The following is a 14,978-nucleotide window of genomic DNA, read 5'->3' as shown; positions in this document are numbered from 1 at the left end:
CCACTTTGCATCCAGCTTAGAATATCCTTACAATATCATTATACATTACCACAACCATCAGTACCATTAAAAGCATAAGTCCGGCAAAATGTATTGTTCCCTCGATTCGTCTGTTGACAGGTTTTCTGCGGATTGCCTCAATGACGAGAAATACCAGCCTGCCACCGTCAAGCGCCGGAAAAGGAAGCAGATTCATTACACCCAGATTGGCAGAGAGAAGAACTGCCATATTTAAAAGGTTCATCCACAGCATCACGCTTCCCTCACTTCTGCTTTCCTCATAAGTAGTACCAATTGCATCTACCACCCCTACAGGCCCACTCAGATCCTTCAGGCCAAACTTTCCGCTGCACAATTCCTTAAGGCTGAGAATGGTGGTACGGATCATATATTTCACCTCAACTGCCCCGTAACGGATCACGTCCAGACCCTTTGCCTTCTCACAGTATATATTATAAGAAAATCCTGAATCCGCTGTCCTGTATTCCTTCGGGGTGATTGTATCATCATATTCCAGCCCTTCATGTTTCCAGGTAATCTTCACCGGACTGCCATCCAGCGGATGTTCCCTGATATAATCCTGATATTCCTGGCTGGTACTGATCCTTACGCCATTAATAGAAGTAATCACATCTCCCGCCTGTACGCCAGCCTCCTCCAATGGCATTCCAGCCATTACAGATTCCACTGTCATAGGCGCACTGTCATCTCCCGTAAAATTGCATCCCAGCAGATATCTCACATTCGTGTCAGCCTTATAGGAAATTTCCTTCTTTTCGCCATCACGCTTTACTGTCAGATTTACAGTATCCCCTGCTTTTAATTCATTCATATAAGAATATACATAAAGATCTTTCCCCAGATCAATATGGTATCCCTGATAACTGGTGATCACATCTCCTTTTTTCAATCCTGCCGCTTCTGCTGCGGATCCCTCCTTTACAGAAAGGACTGTAGATGGTTCATAGCCTACTACTCCCACAATAATCACAGACAGTACAAATGCCAGTATAAAATTAAACACGGGACCTGCAGCCACAACTGCAATCCTGCCCCACACAGATGCATTATTAAAACTTCCAGATACATCCTCTTCATCCGTATCCTCCCCAAGCATTGCGCAGGAACCACCTATAGGCAAAAGCTTGAGAGAATATCTGGTTCCTTTGTATTCCCTACTCAAAAGTCTTGGACCCATTCCCAGGGAAAATTCTGTTACAATGATTCCATTTTTCTTTGCCAGAAGAAAATGCCCTAACTCATGAAAAAGGATAATACCACTAAATATAATAATTGCAATAATTATTTTCAAATTACCACCTGCTTTCGATCCACTGATAGGTTTCCTTCTCAATCTCCAGGATCTGATCCAAATCCGGCTCTCTCACCAGGGTATGTCTCTCCATAGACTGCCCGATAATATCATATATATCCAGAAATCCTATTTTTCTCTGCAGGAATTTCTTTACCGCCAGTTCATTGGCAGCATTGAATACAGTAGGCATACTTCCGCCTTTCCTTGCAGCTTCTATTGCCATCGGAAGTCCCTGAAATGTCTCCATATCCGGTTCTTCAAAAGTAATCTGCTTCAGAGTTCTGAAATCCAGTCTGTCCCCTGCCAGGTATCTTCGATCCGGATAACACAGTGCATACTGAATAGGCAGCCTCATATCTGGTGTTCCCAGCTGAGCTATTACAGCTCCATCCTCAAATTCCACCATAGAGTGGATAATACTTTGAGGCTGAACTACTACCTGAATATGATCCAGGTCCACATCAAAAAGCCATCTGGCCTCCATCACTTCAAGCCCTTTATTTACCAAAGTTGCAGAATCTACCGTGATTTTCTGTCCCATCACCCAGTTTGGATGCTTCAGCGTATCTTCCAGCGTAACCTTACTCAGTTCTGCTGTTTTCCTTCCCCTGAAAGGACCTCCGGATGCTGTGATCAGAAGTTTATGAATCTGTTCCTTTTTCTCTCCGTGAATTGCCTGAAAAACAGCACTGTGTTCACTGTCCACCGGAAGGATCTGAACATTCATTTTTCTGGCCAGTGGCATGATCAGATGTCCGGCAGTCACCAGTGTTTCCTTATTTGCCAAAGCAATATCCTTACCTGCCCTGATTGCCTCCATAGTCGGTCTGATCCCGATCATTCCCACAATAGCAGTCACCAGAATATCTGCTTCCTCCATTCTTGCCAGTTCCAGCAAGCCATCCATACTGCTTACAATTTTCACATCCAGATCCTGTACTCTTACTGCCAGATCTCGGGCTGCATCTTCATTCCAGACAGCTGCCAGTCTGGGATGAAATTCACGGATCTGCTCTTCCAGTTTATCAATATTATTTCCTGCTGAAAGTCCCACAATCTCCAGATCATCATTCGCCCGGACTACATCCAGGGTCTGAGTTCCAATAGAACCGGTAGAACCTAAAATTGCTATTTTTTTCATCTTGATCCCTTCTGTTATAACTATATTATCAAATGGATATTCACGATCCTACGCTGTGATCATAATCAGTGACAAAAAGTAAATTACAGGAGCTATAAAAATCACACTGTCAAAACGATCCAGTATTCCTCCATGTCCGGGAATTAATTTTCCATAATCTTTAATTCCCTGGTTTCTTTTAATTGCAGATGCTGCCAGGTCTCCTACCATGGAGATCAATGCTCCCACTGCACAGATAACTGCATATTGAACCATTGGTCCCTGAGTTGCCGCAGCATAGGCTACACCCAGAAGTGTAGCTCCTGCCACACCCCCCACTGCTCCTTCTATAGATTTTTTCGGACTGAGCACAGGTGCCATTTTATGTTTTCCAATAAGCATTCCCACACAATAAGCGCAGGTATCACACCCCCAGGAACACAAAAAGATCAGCCATACATGGAATTTTCCTCCAGGCAGACATCTGGTCAGATAAATGAATGACAGCATTACTGCCACATAAACAATTCCAAACAATGTCGGCATAACCTGCTTTGCCTCATACTCCGGATAAGTAAACACATACACAAACATGATCAATACCAGGCCAAAAATAATTGCCAGCACACCGTATCTCTGAAAATCGAGCAAAACAGCAGCATAATACAAGACTGCTCCTGCATATCCGGCCGCAGCCAGCAAATAATTCTTTTCATTCTGCACATTCATTGCCTTGTACAATTCTGACATACCGATCAGAGAAACTGCAAGCAAAGTAAAAAACAGTATATATCCACCACTGATAATTGTTGCAAGCGCAATGATCACCAGCAGGATTCCACTTAAGAGTCTTGTCTTAAACATTTATGCTTCCTCCTTCACTCCACCGTATCTTCTGTCTCTCTGATTATACTTTTCAATTGCCTTCACCAGCTCTGCTTTATTAAAATCAGGCCATGCCACGTCTGTAAAATAAAACTCTGTATATGCCATCTGCCATAACAGAAAATTGGAAAGGCGAAGCTCCCCACTGGTGCGGATCATAAGGTCAGGATCAGGAATTCCTGCTGTATCAAGATAATTTCCGAATACTTTTTCATCTATTTCCTGGGGATTTATCCTGCCATCAGCTGCATCCTGAGCAAGCTTTCGCACTCCCCGGATAATCTCATCTCTGCTTCCGTAGTTCAATGCAATCTGGAAATAAATTTCATCATATTTTTGTGAATACTCCTCCAGTTTTTCAATGCTGTCTTGAATATCCTGATCAAATGCTGAAATTTCTCCAATTACACGAACACGCATTTTATTCTTATCAGCAAGTTTAATGCATTTCTTGAGATAACTGCGGAACAGCTTCATCAGACCATCCACTTCTTCTTTGGACCGTTTCCAGTTCTCTGTTGAAAACGCATAAACTGTAACATATTTTACTCCCAGCTCTTTCATATAATCACAGACTGTTTCCAGATTAGCGCAGCCCTTCATATGTCCATAGCTTCTGGGCATCCCTTTTGCTTTCGCCCAACGTCCGTTACCATCCAGTATAATGGCTATATGATTCGGTACATTCATATTTTTTCCTCGTTTCTTATGTTCATTATATGCTGTGTACAAACCATGCTGCTCTCGCAGACACCATCTGCAAGCTTAAAAGAGAGCCCGCATAATGGAGCTCCCTTTACTTTTTATACAGTCATGATTTCTTTGCTCTTGGCATCTACCGCTGCATCAACCTCTTTAATATATTTATCAGTGCTCTTCTGGATCTTATCTTCCAGCTCCTTGATCTCATCCTCAGATACATCCTGTTTTGCAAGCTTCTTATATGCATCATTGGCATCACGACGGATATTGCGGACTGCAACCTTGGCAGCCTCACCCTTCTTCTTAACATCCTTTACCAGTTCCTTACGGCGTTCCTCTGTAAGCTCTGGGAAAACAAGACGGATCACTTTACCATCGTTACTGGGATTCAGTCCCAGATCAGATACAAGAATTGCTTTTTCAATTCCTTTGATCAGGCTGGATTCCCAAGGCTGGATCTGAATCATACGTGCCTCCGGAACTGTCACATTCGCCACCTGTTGCAGAGGTGTAGGTGCTCCATAATAATCTACAGTCAGTTTATCGAGAATATGGGGATTTGCCCTTCCTGCACGAATTGTTGCCAGCTCGCTCTCAAGATTCGTCAGTGTCTTTTTCATTTTTTCTTCATATTTCTGAATTCTTTCATCCATTAGGTTTGTCTCCTTCTCCTGTTGTTTTATAAATTGTCTAACTGATCTGCATTCCCATCCTTTCGGATCAGACAGTTACCTTTGTACCTGTAAATTTGCCGTGAACTGTATTAATAATACTGTCCTTCTCATCCAGTGCAAATACCAGCATTGGCATTTTCTGCTCCATACACATAATGGAGGCTGTCAGATCCATAGCTGCCAGCTTTTGGGCTACCACTTCTTCAATGGAAATCTCATCATATTTCACTGCATTGGGATTGGTCTTAGGATCACTGTCATAAATTCCATCTACTGCTTTTGCCAGAAGAATCGCCTCTGCCTCAATCTCCACTGCGCGAAGAACTGTTGCTGTATCTGTGGAGAAATACGGATGTCCTGTTCCGCCTGCAAAGAATACGATCTTACCCTGTGCAAAGCTCTCCTCCACTGCATCTTTTGAATACAGATCTGTAAATGCACCACAGACAAACGGTGTATAAATCTGTGTCTTCATTCCCAGGTATCTGCAGATATCTGACACATAAATGCAATTCATCACTGTAGCAAGCATTCCGATCTGGTCTGCCTTATTTCTGTCGATTGTCTCGCTGGTACGTCCTCTCCAGAAATTTCCGCCACCGATCACAATCCCGATTTCCAGACCTTCTTTGGAAATCTCACGGATCTGTTTGGCAACCTCAATAACTGTAGCCTCATCAAATCCTGTTTTTTTTTCACCGGCAAGAGCTTCCCCGCTCAATTTTAATAATACACGCTTCATATTGTTTTCTCCTAAAGTTCATTTTATGATACTTTTATTTTACCATATCTTAGCAACAATTTCATTACCATTTTCATCAACTGTGGTAGAAACTGTAAAATTACTGTAATAATAGAAGCCTGTCTTTCCGGTTTCAGGATCTGTCTCATAACTGCTGCCCTGAGGAGAGCCACAAGCACTCTGCAGTGCATCAATAGACTGGCCCACATACTGCTCTGCAGTAGAAATCATATCATCTCCACCGCTATTATCATCGCCTCCGTTATTGTCATCTCCGCTGTTATTATCATCTCCTCCGTTATTGTCATCTCCGCTGTTATTATCATCTCCACTGTTACTGTTGTTTCCACTGTTGTTGTCATCTGTACTGCTGCTGTTATCTGCATCACTATTTGAATCAGAATCTGTGTTCTGTGAAGAATCATCACTGCTATCTGAATTGGTGTTCTGATCATCCGTGGAATCAGAATCATCGGTCATTCCCAGACGCTTCTTTACATCATTTAAAGTTGAAATTTCCCGCTTGGTACTTCCTGTCAGATATTTTGCATAAGGAATAGCATCCTCATCTGTGCCACTCATACAGAGAGTGATCTGTGAAATAGTACCCAGAGGAATGTCCCTGAAAAAGCACTCATTCTTATCTTCATCAGTAAATCCCACACGAATATCATAAGAAGCAGTACTCTTAGTGCTATCTTCCGTTGCATTCGGTGAAAAATAATACAACGCTTTGTCCTTATCCTTTAATGTGAATTTTCCATCCACCAGGTCACTACCCCAGGTATCATCCTCAGAATCATCCTCATCCTCCACATGTTTCCTGATATAAACAGAAGAAATATCACTTCCCATGTTATTCACAAAAATAACTTTGGAAGCAGTTGCTGATTCCTCGCCCATAATATTGGCAATCTCTTCCTCTGTAGACTGCTTCATATCCACAATTTCTGCTGCCTTAGTAACCTCAGGTGTAGGAGTAGCACTTGCTGCAACAGGTTGCACATCTGTATCTTTTTTCTTTCCACAGCCGGATACTGCCACTGTCAGCGCCAGTACTCCTGCAAGTATCAAAAATCGTTTCTTCATAATATATTCCCTCCTGTATCTGAAATATCCAGATTCAAAGCTGAATTTCAATTTCTTATTATTGCAGAGTCTCTATAACTTGTCAACCAAAGTGCTTCTGATTTCATATAATTTTCAGAGTTATTGTTTTCCATAACAAACTATTTGCCTCGCCGGACATTACTCTCAAACAAAAAGTTTTCTTACTACAGATTTCTTACTTTAAAATCGCGTTCTGCCTCTCTTCTCTGGTCTTTTTTCGCAATATCCTGTCTCTTATCATAAAGTTTCTTACCTCTTGCCACGCCTATCTCAACCTTCACCAGGCTATCTTTAAAATAAACCTTCAGAGGAACCAGCGTCAATCCCTTTTCCTTCAGCTTCGCTTCAATCTTATTGATCTCATATCTGTGAAGGAGAAGTTTCCGCACTCTCAACGGATCCTTATTAAAAATATTTCCTTTCTCATAAGGACTGATATGCATACCATAGATAAACACTTCTCCTCTCTCTACACGGATAAAGGACTCCTTGATACTGCATTTTCCCATTCGCAGAGATTTCACCTCTGTTCCTGCCAGTGCAATTCCTGTCTCATAAGTATCTTCTATAAAATAATCATGAAATGCTTTTTTATTATTTGCGATCAGCTTGATTCCTTTTGTCTTAGCCATCTGTCAATCTCTTCCTTTCCACAGCTAGTCTGCCAGCACAAAATCCACCGTCTTAAGAAGCTTATCTGCATCCTCCACTCGGACACACACCTTGTCTCCTAGCTTATACACCTTTTTTGTCATATCTCCCCTGAGTTCATAGCTTTCCTGATCAAAAGTATAATAATCATCCCTCAGTGTATTCACATGAACCAGTCCCTCTACAGTATTGGCAAGTTCCACATAAAATCCCCATCCAGTCACTCCGGAAATGATTCCTTCAAATTTTTCTCCGATATGATAAGACATATACTCTGCTTTCTTCAGTTTATCAGATTCTCTCTCCGCCTCATCAGCCCGTCTCTCACATACACTGGACTGTCTTGCCACCTCATCCAATATTTCCCGGTAATGCTCTGTTCTGCCTTCGCGCAGCAGCCTTCCTCTGAGATTGTCCTTAATGATCCTGTGAATCTGAAGATCCGGATATCTTCTGATCGGTGATGTAAAATGGCAATAATATTTGGCTGCCAGGCCAAAATGTCCACTGCATTCTGTGGTATATTTTGCCTGCTTCATGGAACGCAGCACCAATCGACTGACCATCGGTTCATTTGGAAGTCCCTCAATGCTCTCTATAATATTCTGGATTTCCTTAGGAGTGATTTCCTCTCTGGCCTTCTGGATCTTTACCCCCTGATTATGAAGCAAAGTCAGAAGACTCTCTATCTTTTCGGGGTCCGGATTGTCATGGGTTCTGTATACAAACGGAATTTCTTCTGTGCAGTATTCCTGAGCCACTGTCTCATTAGCCATTAACATAAAATCCTCTATAATCCTTGTAGCTACATTGGCTTCATAAGGCTTCACATCAATTGCCTTTCCCGCCTCATTTAATATGATCTTACTCTCTGGAAAATCAAAGTCAATAGAACCTCTGTGATGACGACTGCTGCGCAGTTTCTCTGATAATTCCTTCATCAGGAAAAACATGGGAAGCAGCTTCTCATAGCGTTTTTTTGCATTCTGATCTGTATCCTCCAGAATATTTTTCACATCTGTATAGCACATACGCTCATCTACATTGATCACTGTTTCCACAATCTGATGAGCCACCACTTTTCCCTGTGCATTAATATCCATAAGGCAACTTAATGCAAGCCTGTCCTCACCCTGATTCAGCGAACAGATCCCATTGGAAAGTCTCTCCGGAAGCATTGGCACAACTCTGTCTGCCAGATATACACTGGTTCCTCTCTTTAATGCCTCTCTGTCCAGAGCACTATTGTACTGTACATAATTACTTACATCTGCAATATGCACACCCAGATGATAAATCTCCCCTTCCTTGCTGAGAGAAATAGCATCATCCAGATCCTTTGCATCCTCACCGTCAATAGTTACGGTCTGCAGATGGGTCAGATCCAGACGTCCGTCGCGGTCTGCATCAAGCACATGATCCGGCACTCTCTGCGCCTGTTTTATTACTTTTTCAGGAAATTCACTGGGGATTCCAAAGCTTTTCACAATTGCCAGAATGTCAGTCCCCGGTGTACGGATATTTCCCAGATTTTCCTTGATCTTTCCTTCCGGTTTTCTGTTTTTAGAACCGTAATCTGTTACAACGGCAATTACCTTATCACCATTTTTTGCTCCCAGTGAATTTTTCCTTGAGATATAAATATCCTTTGAAAATTTGGGATTATCACTGATCACAAAGCCAAAATCTCTATTAAGCTGATAAGTACCTACAATCTGCTCCATCCCTCTCTCCAGGACTTCCACTACTATGCCCTCACGGCGTTTTCCCTCTCGCTGTTCATCTTTAATGATAATCCGGACTTTATCCTGGTTCACAGCAGTACCTGTATTTTCCTCCGGAATAAAAATATCCTCTTCCTGTCCTTCGATCTCCACAAAGCCAAACCCCTTCGGATGTCCGATAAAGATTCCCTCTGCCTGCATCCCTTCTGGTTTTTTCCTGTCTTTACCCTCTTTTTCTCTGCGCTCTTTGCAATTTCTGTTATCTTCTTTATGTCCTTTCAGATGCTTTTCTTTCTTTTTCCATTTTCCGGTAATCCTGGAGTATCTTCCCTTATTATCCTGAGTTATTTTTCCATCCTCACATAAACTATCCAGAACATCAAACAATTCCCTTTTCTCTTCTCTGGACAATCTCAGCAAGGAAGACAGCTCGCGCAGTCTCATAGGCTTATAAACCGGATCCCCCATTAACTCCAAAATAAATTTTTTTCTGCGATCTATGTCTTTCCTGTTCATTTTACTCCTCTGTATCTATTCATCCTATCTGAAAATCAGCTGTTTTCCAGCACTTTCACAGTAAAAAAATGGCTGCCGCATAAGCACACATCCAAACAAGGATATGCTTACTGCAACAGCCGCATTTTCATTCTCTCATTAACCAAGCATATTCAGCACTACAGCTAATACGAAAAACAAAATTCCCATAACTATGGTAGCCTTCACAAGTCCGCCCTCCATAGAACGACCCTTATTCTTGCCCCAGTATGTCTCTGCCGCTCCGGCAATAGCGCCAAGGCCCTGCTGCTTACCCTCCTGCATCAGAACTACAATAGTAAGAGCAATACAATCTATTAAGAAAATAATACCAAGAATAATCTTAACAACATTCACTTCATTACACCTCCTAATCAACTAGGAAATATTTTAACATAGCTGAGAGCGGATTTCAACTACAATTCTTGAATTTTCAATATTTTCCGTATTATCATGTTTACTGATAGTTGCTTACTGGTTTCCTTCTCTTACTCTGTTTATACAAAAGGATTCTCATAAATTTCCAATTCTCCCAGTTCTTCGTGAATACGAAGAAGCTGATTATATTTTGCATTTCTGTCAGATCTGCAGGGTGCCCCTGTTTTTATCTGTCCTGCACCTGTGGCTACTGCCAGATCTGCAATAAAGGAATCCTCCGTCTCCCCTGATCTGTGTGAAATAACCACACGATATCCTGATTTCTGTGCCATTTCCACTGCATCCAAAGCCTCAGACAGAGTCCCTATCTGATTTACTTTCACAAGAATTGCATTTGCTGCCTTCTGCCTGATTCCGCAGGACAGACGCTTAATATTCGTCACAAACAGATCATCCCCCACCAGCTGAACCCTTGCGCCCAGATATTTCGTAAGTTTTTTCCATCCTTCCCAGTCATCTTCTTCCAATCCGTCTTCAATAGATACAATAGGAAACTGATCCAGAAGTCTCTCATAATATTCGATCATTTGCTCTGAATCCCGCAAAATCTCTTTTCCTTTCATTAAACTTTCACCTGGGAAAACATATGCATTTCTATCCTTATCATATAATTCACTGGCAGCTGCATCAATAGCAATATAGATATCCTTTCCCGGCTCATATCCAGCCTTTTTCACAGCCTCCATGATCAATTCCAGCACTTTCTCAGAATCTTCCAGGTCCGGGGCAAATCCGCCTTCATCTCCCACTGCAGTGGAAAGCTTTTTCTGTTTCAGTATGATTTTTAGACACTGATAAATTTCTCCACACATACGGATCGCTTCTTCCATATTTGAAGCACCTGCAGGCATAATCATGAATTCCTGCATATCCACAGTATTATCTGCATGCCTGCCCCCGTTTAAAATATTCATCATAGGAACCGGCATCCGTCCTGTATGACATCCTCCCATATACTGGTACAAAGGGATACGCAAAGCTGCTGCCGCTGCCCTTGCCACTGCCATAGATACTCCCAGAGCAGCATTTGCTCCTACACTATTTTTATTATCCGTTCCATCTGTCTCAATGATCTTATGATCAATAAATCTCTGATTCAGAGCATTTTCTCCCAAAATTGCTTCTGCCAGTCTTGTGTTTACATTTTCCACCGCTCTGTGAACACTTAGTCCTCCATAATTTCCTTTTTCTCCATCCCGCAGTTCAACTGCTTCAAATTTTCCTGTGGAAGCTCCGGAGGGCACCATAGCTCTCCCCGTATATCCATTTATCCCTATTACGCCTTCTCCTACCGTAACTTCTACTTCAACTGTAGGATTTCCTCTGGAATCCAGTACTTGTCTTGCGTGAACCCTTCTTACAGGCAGATAACGTAACATTTTAGAACCTCCTATAAAATTAGACTTTTATAGAAATAGTTTTTCCTGGATATTTTTTTCTATACAGTTTTTGACGAGCTTGTATTTTCAGAATATTTCTTAATTATCATCATCTTATTTGTCTTTTGTATTTTATTTTATATTTTTTCAAATTTATGCTTGACTTATTTGGAGTTATCTGATATAGTAAAGTCATAAAACAACAGGGGATAAAAAATAAAAGCTGAAAGGAGTGAGACCACCGAAAACATAAGATTTTATTTATAATATATGAAAGCGAGGTACAGACCACCAGCATAATTTATTTTAAATCAATTCTTATAATTTATGAAAGGCAGGTACAGACCACCAAGAACTTAAAGCCTTAAATCCAATAACGTTTTATATCTGAAACTTATTAATTAATTTAAAGAAGGTACAGTCCAATGAAGTATTAACGATTTACCCTATTTCAAAATTACAGAAGGATGGTACAGTCCAATGAAACCATAATGATTTACCTCATCTCAAAATCACAGAAGGATGGTACGGACCAATGAAAATTTAACGATTTACCTTATCTTCAAAATTTTAAAGGATGGTACAGACCGATGGGATATGAGTCTTTGATCTTATAAATTATAAAATGAAAAATGTAAAGTAATAATCAGAAAGAGAGGTATTTACCATTGGATATTCAATTTTAAAAAGAGCCACAGTAAACGAAACTGATGGCTCTTTTTTATTTGAATTTTTCACTCTTTTCACGCATATATAATAACAATACCAGTTATTTTGGAGTTTCTTCTATGAAGAATCTTACATATCTTTTTCACAGCAGATTCGGCAAATATCTGAAACTTATATTGATTTTCTGTGCAGCTTTCCTGACAGGACGCCTGCTTGCCAAAATCACATCCTCCGAAATCATCTCTCCGGATATTACAGCACTCTCAGTATCTTCTGATCCTTCCGGAAACTGGGGGCTCAGCTTTCAGGAAAAAGGAAAGCAACCTCTGGGGAATGCTTCCATACAAGAATTAAAACAATATAATGCTTTTTATGTTCAGGACACTGATAGCAAAAATATCTATCTTACCTTTGATGCAGGATATGAAAACGGTAATACCTCTGCAATTCTGGATGCCTTAAAAAAGCATCAGGTACCAGCCACTTTCTTTGTGGTAGGAAATTTTCTATCCCAAAATCCCGATCTGATCAAGCGAATGGAAAAAGAAGGACATATCATAGGCAATCACACTATGACTCATCCAAATATGTCCAAAATTTCTACAAAAGAAGCCTTTCAGAAGGAACTATCCGATGTGGAAGCTATATATAAAGAAGTTACCGGCAAAGAAATGATAAAGTTTTATCGTCCTCCTCAGGGAATCTACAGTACTTTAAACTTATCTATGGCAAAAGAACTGGGATATCACACCTTTTTCTGGAGTCTGGCCTATGTAGACTGGTATCAGGATAATCAACCGGACCCTCAGGAAGCCATTACAAAACTAACTAATCGAATTCATCCAGGAGCTATTGTACTTCTTCACAGTACCTCCTCCACCAATGCTCTGATTCTGGATGAACTTCTGAGCAAATGGGAACAGATGGGATACAGCTTCCATAGTCTGAAGGAACTTATTGCATAAAAAATACTTTCTGGCTACTATTGACAAGATTTGATAGCCGCTATATCTTTTATATATAAACTCTTATATCATTCAGCCCTTCTGTCTTTATTCTGAGGACTATAAAAATACCGCCTATATCAGATCATAGAAAGGAATTCTTATGATTACTCCAGATTTATACAAACAAATACTAATAAAAACTGATCAGCTTCAACCGGAATTAAAAAAAATCCGCCGTACCCTCCACCAATATCCGGAAACGGGATGGATGGAAATGCGCACATCTTCCATTATTGCCGGTTATTTAAAAAAATTTAACTTTGATGAAATCCTGACCGGCGAAGCAGTCTGTAAAGCAAATGCACGAATGGGAATTCCTGATAAGAGCTGTCTATCTGAACACTATACACAAACTATTAATCAGGAGGGGACAGATCTTACATATCTTCCGGATACCCAAAAGGGATTCACCGGTGTAATCGGAATTTTACGCTGCGGCTCCGGGCCTGTTGTAGCACTTCGATTTGATATTGATGCTCTTCCCATACAGGAAAGTTCTGAAGAAACACATTTTCCCACAAAGAACGGATTTAGTTCCCAAAATAATGGTGTCATGCATGCCTGCGGTCACGATGGACACACAGCCATAGGACTTGGCATTGCCAGAATTCTCAGTGAAATCCGCCATGAACTTCATGGAACTATCAAACTGATTTTTCAACCGGCTGAAGAGGGGGTCCGAGGTGCCCAGGCTATTGTAGAAAACGGGCATCTAGATGATGTAGATTATGTTCTGGCCTCACACATGTGTAATCATCCCCAGCAGCAGGGATTCGCCATCGGAGTGGGAAAAAGTCACAGTATGTCAACCACAAAATTTGATGCAGAATTCTATGGCAAAAGTGCTCATGCTTCTGCTTCACCAGAATCAGGAAACAATGCCATGCTTTCTATGGCTACAGCAATCTTAAATCTTCATGCCATTCCCAGATGCAGTCAGGGTGATACCAGAATTAATGTGGGTAAAGCTACAGCAGGAACTGGCAGAAATATCATCTGTGATCATGCACATATAGAATTAGAAGTACGTGGATCCTCAATTGAGGCAAATGAATATATGAAAAATTATGCAGAACGTATCATCCACTCTGCCGCCCAAATGCATGGCTGCACCTATAAACTCAAACAGATGGGATCCGCCATAAGCGGAAAAAACGATGAACCTCTCATGAAACGTCTGGCCAATGTGTGTGAAAAGGAAATGCATCTGAAAATTCTTCACCTTTCCTCTGCAGATGTAGGTGGAAGCGAAGATTATTACTATATGTCCCAACGTGTCCAGTCTCATGGCGGACAATCCTGTTATTTTTTAAATTTAAGTCCCTGTGCAGCACCTCTTCATAATGACAAATTTGATTTTCACGAAGATGCTCTTGCAAATGGCGTAAAAGCATTTTGTGGAATTGTGCTGGATCTGCTTCAGTAGGTTTCGCAACATCTTTTTATGTTATAGAAACATTACAGAGTAATTTCCTATAACATAAAAAAACACCGGAAAGCCGTATTCATTGACTTTCCGGTGTTTTTTTAGCAGGGGATGAGAGAATCGAACTCCCACCAAAGGTTTTGGAGACCCCTATCATACCATTTGACCAATCCCCTATAAAATATAATACATGTGACTGGTTAAAGCCACATGCAAATAATTAATATACTTTCAAAACTACATACATGTTGACATTTCCTTGAGAATTAACTTTCTGCGTTGCCGATTGAGTATTGTACTCCGCGGGGGTCACTTCGTGACTTCGTCACTCAGTGTCATTTGCTTCGCAAATGTCCAGTCTGTATCAGGAATGCTTCTCCACAAGCAAGCTTGCTCCGAATCCTTCCTGCTCCATCCTGCCGCTTCCTCGGCTAGTTGGTCAAGCCCTCACCCGATTAGTAACAGTCAGCTCCATGTGTTGCCACACTTCCACCTCTGCCCTATCTACCTCGTCGTCTTCAAGGGGGTTTACTTCTTTCGAATGGGATATCTCATCTTAAGGGGGGCTTCACGCTTAGATGCCTTCAGCGTTTATCCCTTCC

General features: G+C 41.2%; 13 protein-coding genes, 1 tRNA gene and 1 rRNA gene. 2 read left to right on the top strand and 13 right to left on the bottom strand.

The genetic code is table 11. The features are described 5' to 3' along the window. Positions 1 to 16: 16 nt before the first annotated feature. The 11 genes from rseP to eno form a co-directional block, all read right to left on the bottom strand. Entirely contained in the window at positions 17 to 1,312 is a 1,296-nt protein-coding gene (gene rseP / locus ACTNC6_RS02035) for an RIP metalloprotease RseP (RefSeq protein WP_441043088.1), read from the bottom strand. Position 1,313: 1 nt separating this feature from the next. Next, the gene (gene dxr / locus ACTNC6_RS02030) at positions 1,314 to 2,456 is read right to left on the bottom strand and encodes a 1-deoxy-D-xylulose-5-phosphate reductoisomerase (protein ID WP_441035423.1); all 1,143 of its coding nucleotides are present in this window, start codon (positions 2,454 to 2,456) and stop codon (positions 1,314 to 1,316) included. A gap of 48 nt (positions 2,457 to 2,504) precedes the next feature. Further along, a complete protein-coding gene (locus ACTNC6_RS02025; RefSeq protein ID WP_441035421.1) occupies positions 2,505 to 3,299 on the bottom strand; it encodes a phosphatidate cytidylyltransferase in 795 nt (264 codons plus the stop codon). Beyond that, positions 3,300 to 4,052, bottom strand: coding sequence for an isoprenyl transferase (locus ACTNC6_RS02020; protein WP_279589620.1), 753 nt, complete (start codon positions 4,050 to 4,052; stop codon positions 3,300 to 3,302). A 71-nt stretch (positions 4,053 to 4,123) separates the two neighbouring features. Then, positions 4,124 to 4,675 (bottom strand): ribosome recycling factor, encoded by a 552-nt coding sequence (gene frr / locus ACTNC6_RS02015; protein ID WP_173743461.1) that lies wholly within the window; start codon positions 4,673 to 4,675, stop codon positions 4,124 to 4,126. Between the two features lie 67 nt (positions 4,676 to 4,742). Further along, complete coding sequence (pyrH, locus tag ACTNC6_RS02010) at positions 4,743 to 5,438, bottom strand: UMP kinase (RefSeq protein WP_441035419.1); 696 nt, start codon at positions 5,436 to 5,438, stop codon at positions 4,743 to 4,745. Between the two features lie 39 nt (positions 5,439 to 5,477). Continuing rightward, positions 5,478 to 6,527: a hypothetical protein gene (locus tag ACTNC6_RS02005; protein WP_441043087.1), complete on the bottom strand. Its 1,050-nt coding sequence runs from the start codon at positions 6,525 to 6,527 to the stop codon at positions 5,478 to 5,480. 185 nt (positions 6,528 to 6,712) lie between these two features. Next, positions 6,713 to 7,180, bottom strand: a complete 468-nt coding sequence (gene smpB, locus ACTNC6_RS02000) for an SsrA-binding protein SmpB (protein ID WP_019161114.1) — start codon at positions 7,178 to 7,180, stop codon at positions 6,713 to 6,715. A 24-nt stretch (positions 7,181 to 7,204) separates the two neighbouring features. Beyond that, positions 7,205 to 9,439 (bottom strand): ribonuclease R, encoded by a 2,235-nt coding sequence (gene rnr / locus ACTNC6_RS01995; RefSeq protein ID WP_441035413.1) that lies wholly within the window; start codon positions 9,437 to 9,439, stop codon positions 7,205 to 7,207. A 138-nt stretch (positions 9,440 to 9,577) separates the two neighbouring features. Continuing rightward, positions 9,578 to 9,814, bottom strand: a complete 237-nt coding sequence (gene secG / locus ACTNC6_RS01990) for a preprotein translocase subunit SecG (protein ID WP_441043086.1) — start codon at positions 9,812 to 9,814, stop codon at positions 9,578 to 9,580. 140 nt (positions 9,815 to 9,954) lie between these two features. Continuing rightward, a complete protein-coding gene (gene eno, locus ACTNC6_RS01985) occupies positions 9,955 to 11,274 on the bottom strand; it encodes a phosphopyruvate hydratase (RefSeq protein ID WP_173743467.1) in 1,320 nt (439 codons plus the stop codon). Between the two features lie 788 nt (positions 11,275 to 12,062). Here eno and ACTNC6_RS01980 point away from each other — a divergent pair. Both ACTNC6_RS01980 and ACTNC6_RS01975 read left to right on the top strand, forming a co-directional pair. Further along, a complete protein-coding gene (locus ACTNC6_RS01980; protein WP_173743468.1) occupies positions 12,063 to 12,908 on the top strand; it encodes a polysaccharide deacetylase family protein in 846 nt (281 codons plus the stop codon). Between the two features lie 142 nt (positions 12,909 to 13,050). Next, complete coding sequence (locus ACTNC6_RS01975; protein ID WP_173743469.1) at positions 13,051 to 14,376, top strand: amidohydrolase; 1,326 nt, start codon at positions 13,051 to 13,053, stop codon at positions 14,374 to 14,376. A gap of 105 nt (positions 14,377 to 14,481) precedes the next feature. Here ACTNC6_RS01975 and ACTNC6_RS01970 read toward each other — a convergent pair. Next, positions 14,482 to 14,552: transfer RNA gene (locus ACTNC6_RS01970), tRNA-Trp, on the bottom strand. 259 nt (positions 14,553 to 14,811) lie between these two features. Beyond that, positions 14,812 to 14,978: ribosomal RNA gene (locus tag ACTNC6_RS01965) — 23S ribosomal RNA — on the bottom strand; the annotation flags it as partial.

This window comes from Blautia sp. HCP3S3_C4, from assembly GCF_052064095.1.
GTDB lineage: Bacteria > Bacillota > Clostridia > Lachnospirales > Lachnospiraceae > Blautia_A.
The sequence above is the reverse complement of the archived record's forward strand: the minus strand, read 5'-3'. Positions and strand labels throughout refer to the sequence as shown.

Bases quoted from the DNA above. Each gene is read 5' to 3' on its own strand.
- dxr (WP_441035423.1), bottom strand. From the start codon at position 2,456: ATGAAAAAAATAGCAATTTTAGGTTCTACCGGTTCTATTGGAACTCAG.
- ACTNC6_RS02025 (WP_441035421.1), bottom strand. From the start codon at position 3,299: ATGTTTAAGACAAGACTCTTAAGTGGAATCCTGCTGGTGATCATTGCG.
- frr (WP_173743461.1), bottom strand. From the start codon at position 4,675: ATGGATGAAAGAATTCAGAAATATGAAGAAAAAATGAAAAAGACACTG.
- pyrH (WP_441035419.1), bottom strand. From the start codon at position 5,438: ATGAAGCGTGTATTATTAAAATTGAGCGGGGAAGCTCTTGCCGGTGAA.
- ACTNC6_RS02005 (WP_441043087.1), bottom strand. From the start codon at position 6,527: ATGAAGAAACGATTTTTGATACTTGCAGGAGTACTGGCGCTGACAGTG.
- smpB (WP_019161114.1), bottom strand. From the start codon at position 7,180: ATGGCTAAGACAAAAGGAATCAAGCTGATCGCAAATAATAAAAAAGCA.
- rnr (WP_441035413.1), bottom strand. From the start codon at position 9,439: ATGAACAGGAAAGACATAGATCGCAGAAAAAAATTTATTTTGGAGTTA.
- eno (WP_173743467.1), bottom strand. From the start codon at position 11,274: ATGTTACGTTATCTGCCTGTAAGAAGGGTTCACGCAAGACAAGTACTG.
- ACTNC6_RS01980 (WP_173743468.1), top strand. From the start codon at position 12,063: ATGAAGAATCTTACATATCTTTTTCACAGCAGATTCGGCAAATATCTG.
- ACTNC6_RS01975 (WP_173743469.1), top strand. From the start codon at position 13,051: ATGATTACTCCAGATTTATACAAACAAATACTAATAAAAACTGATCAG.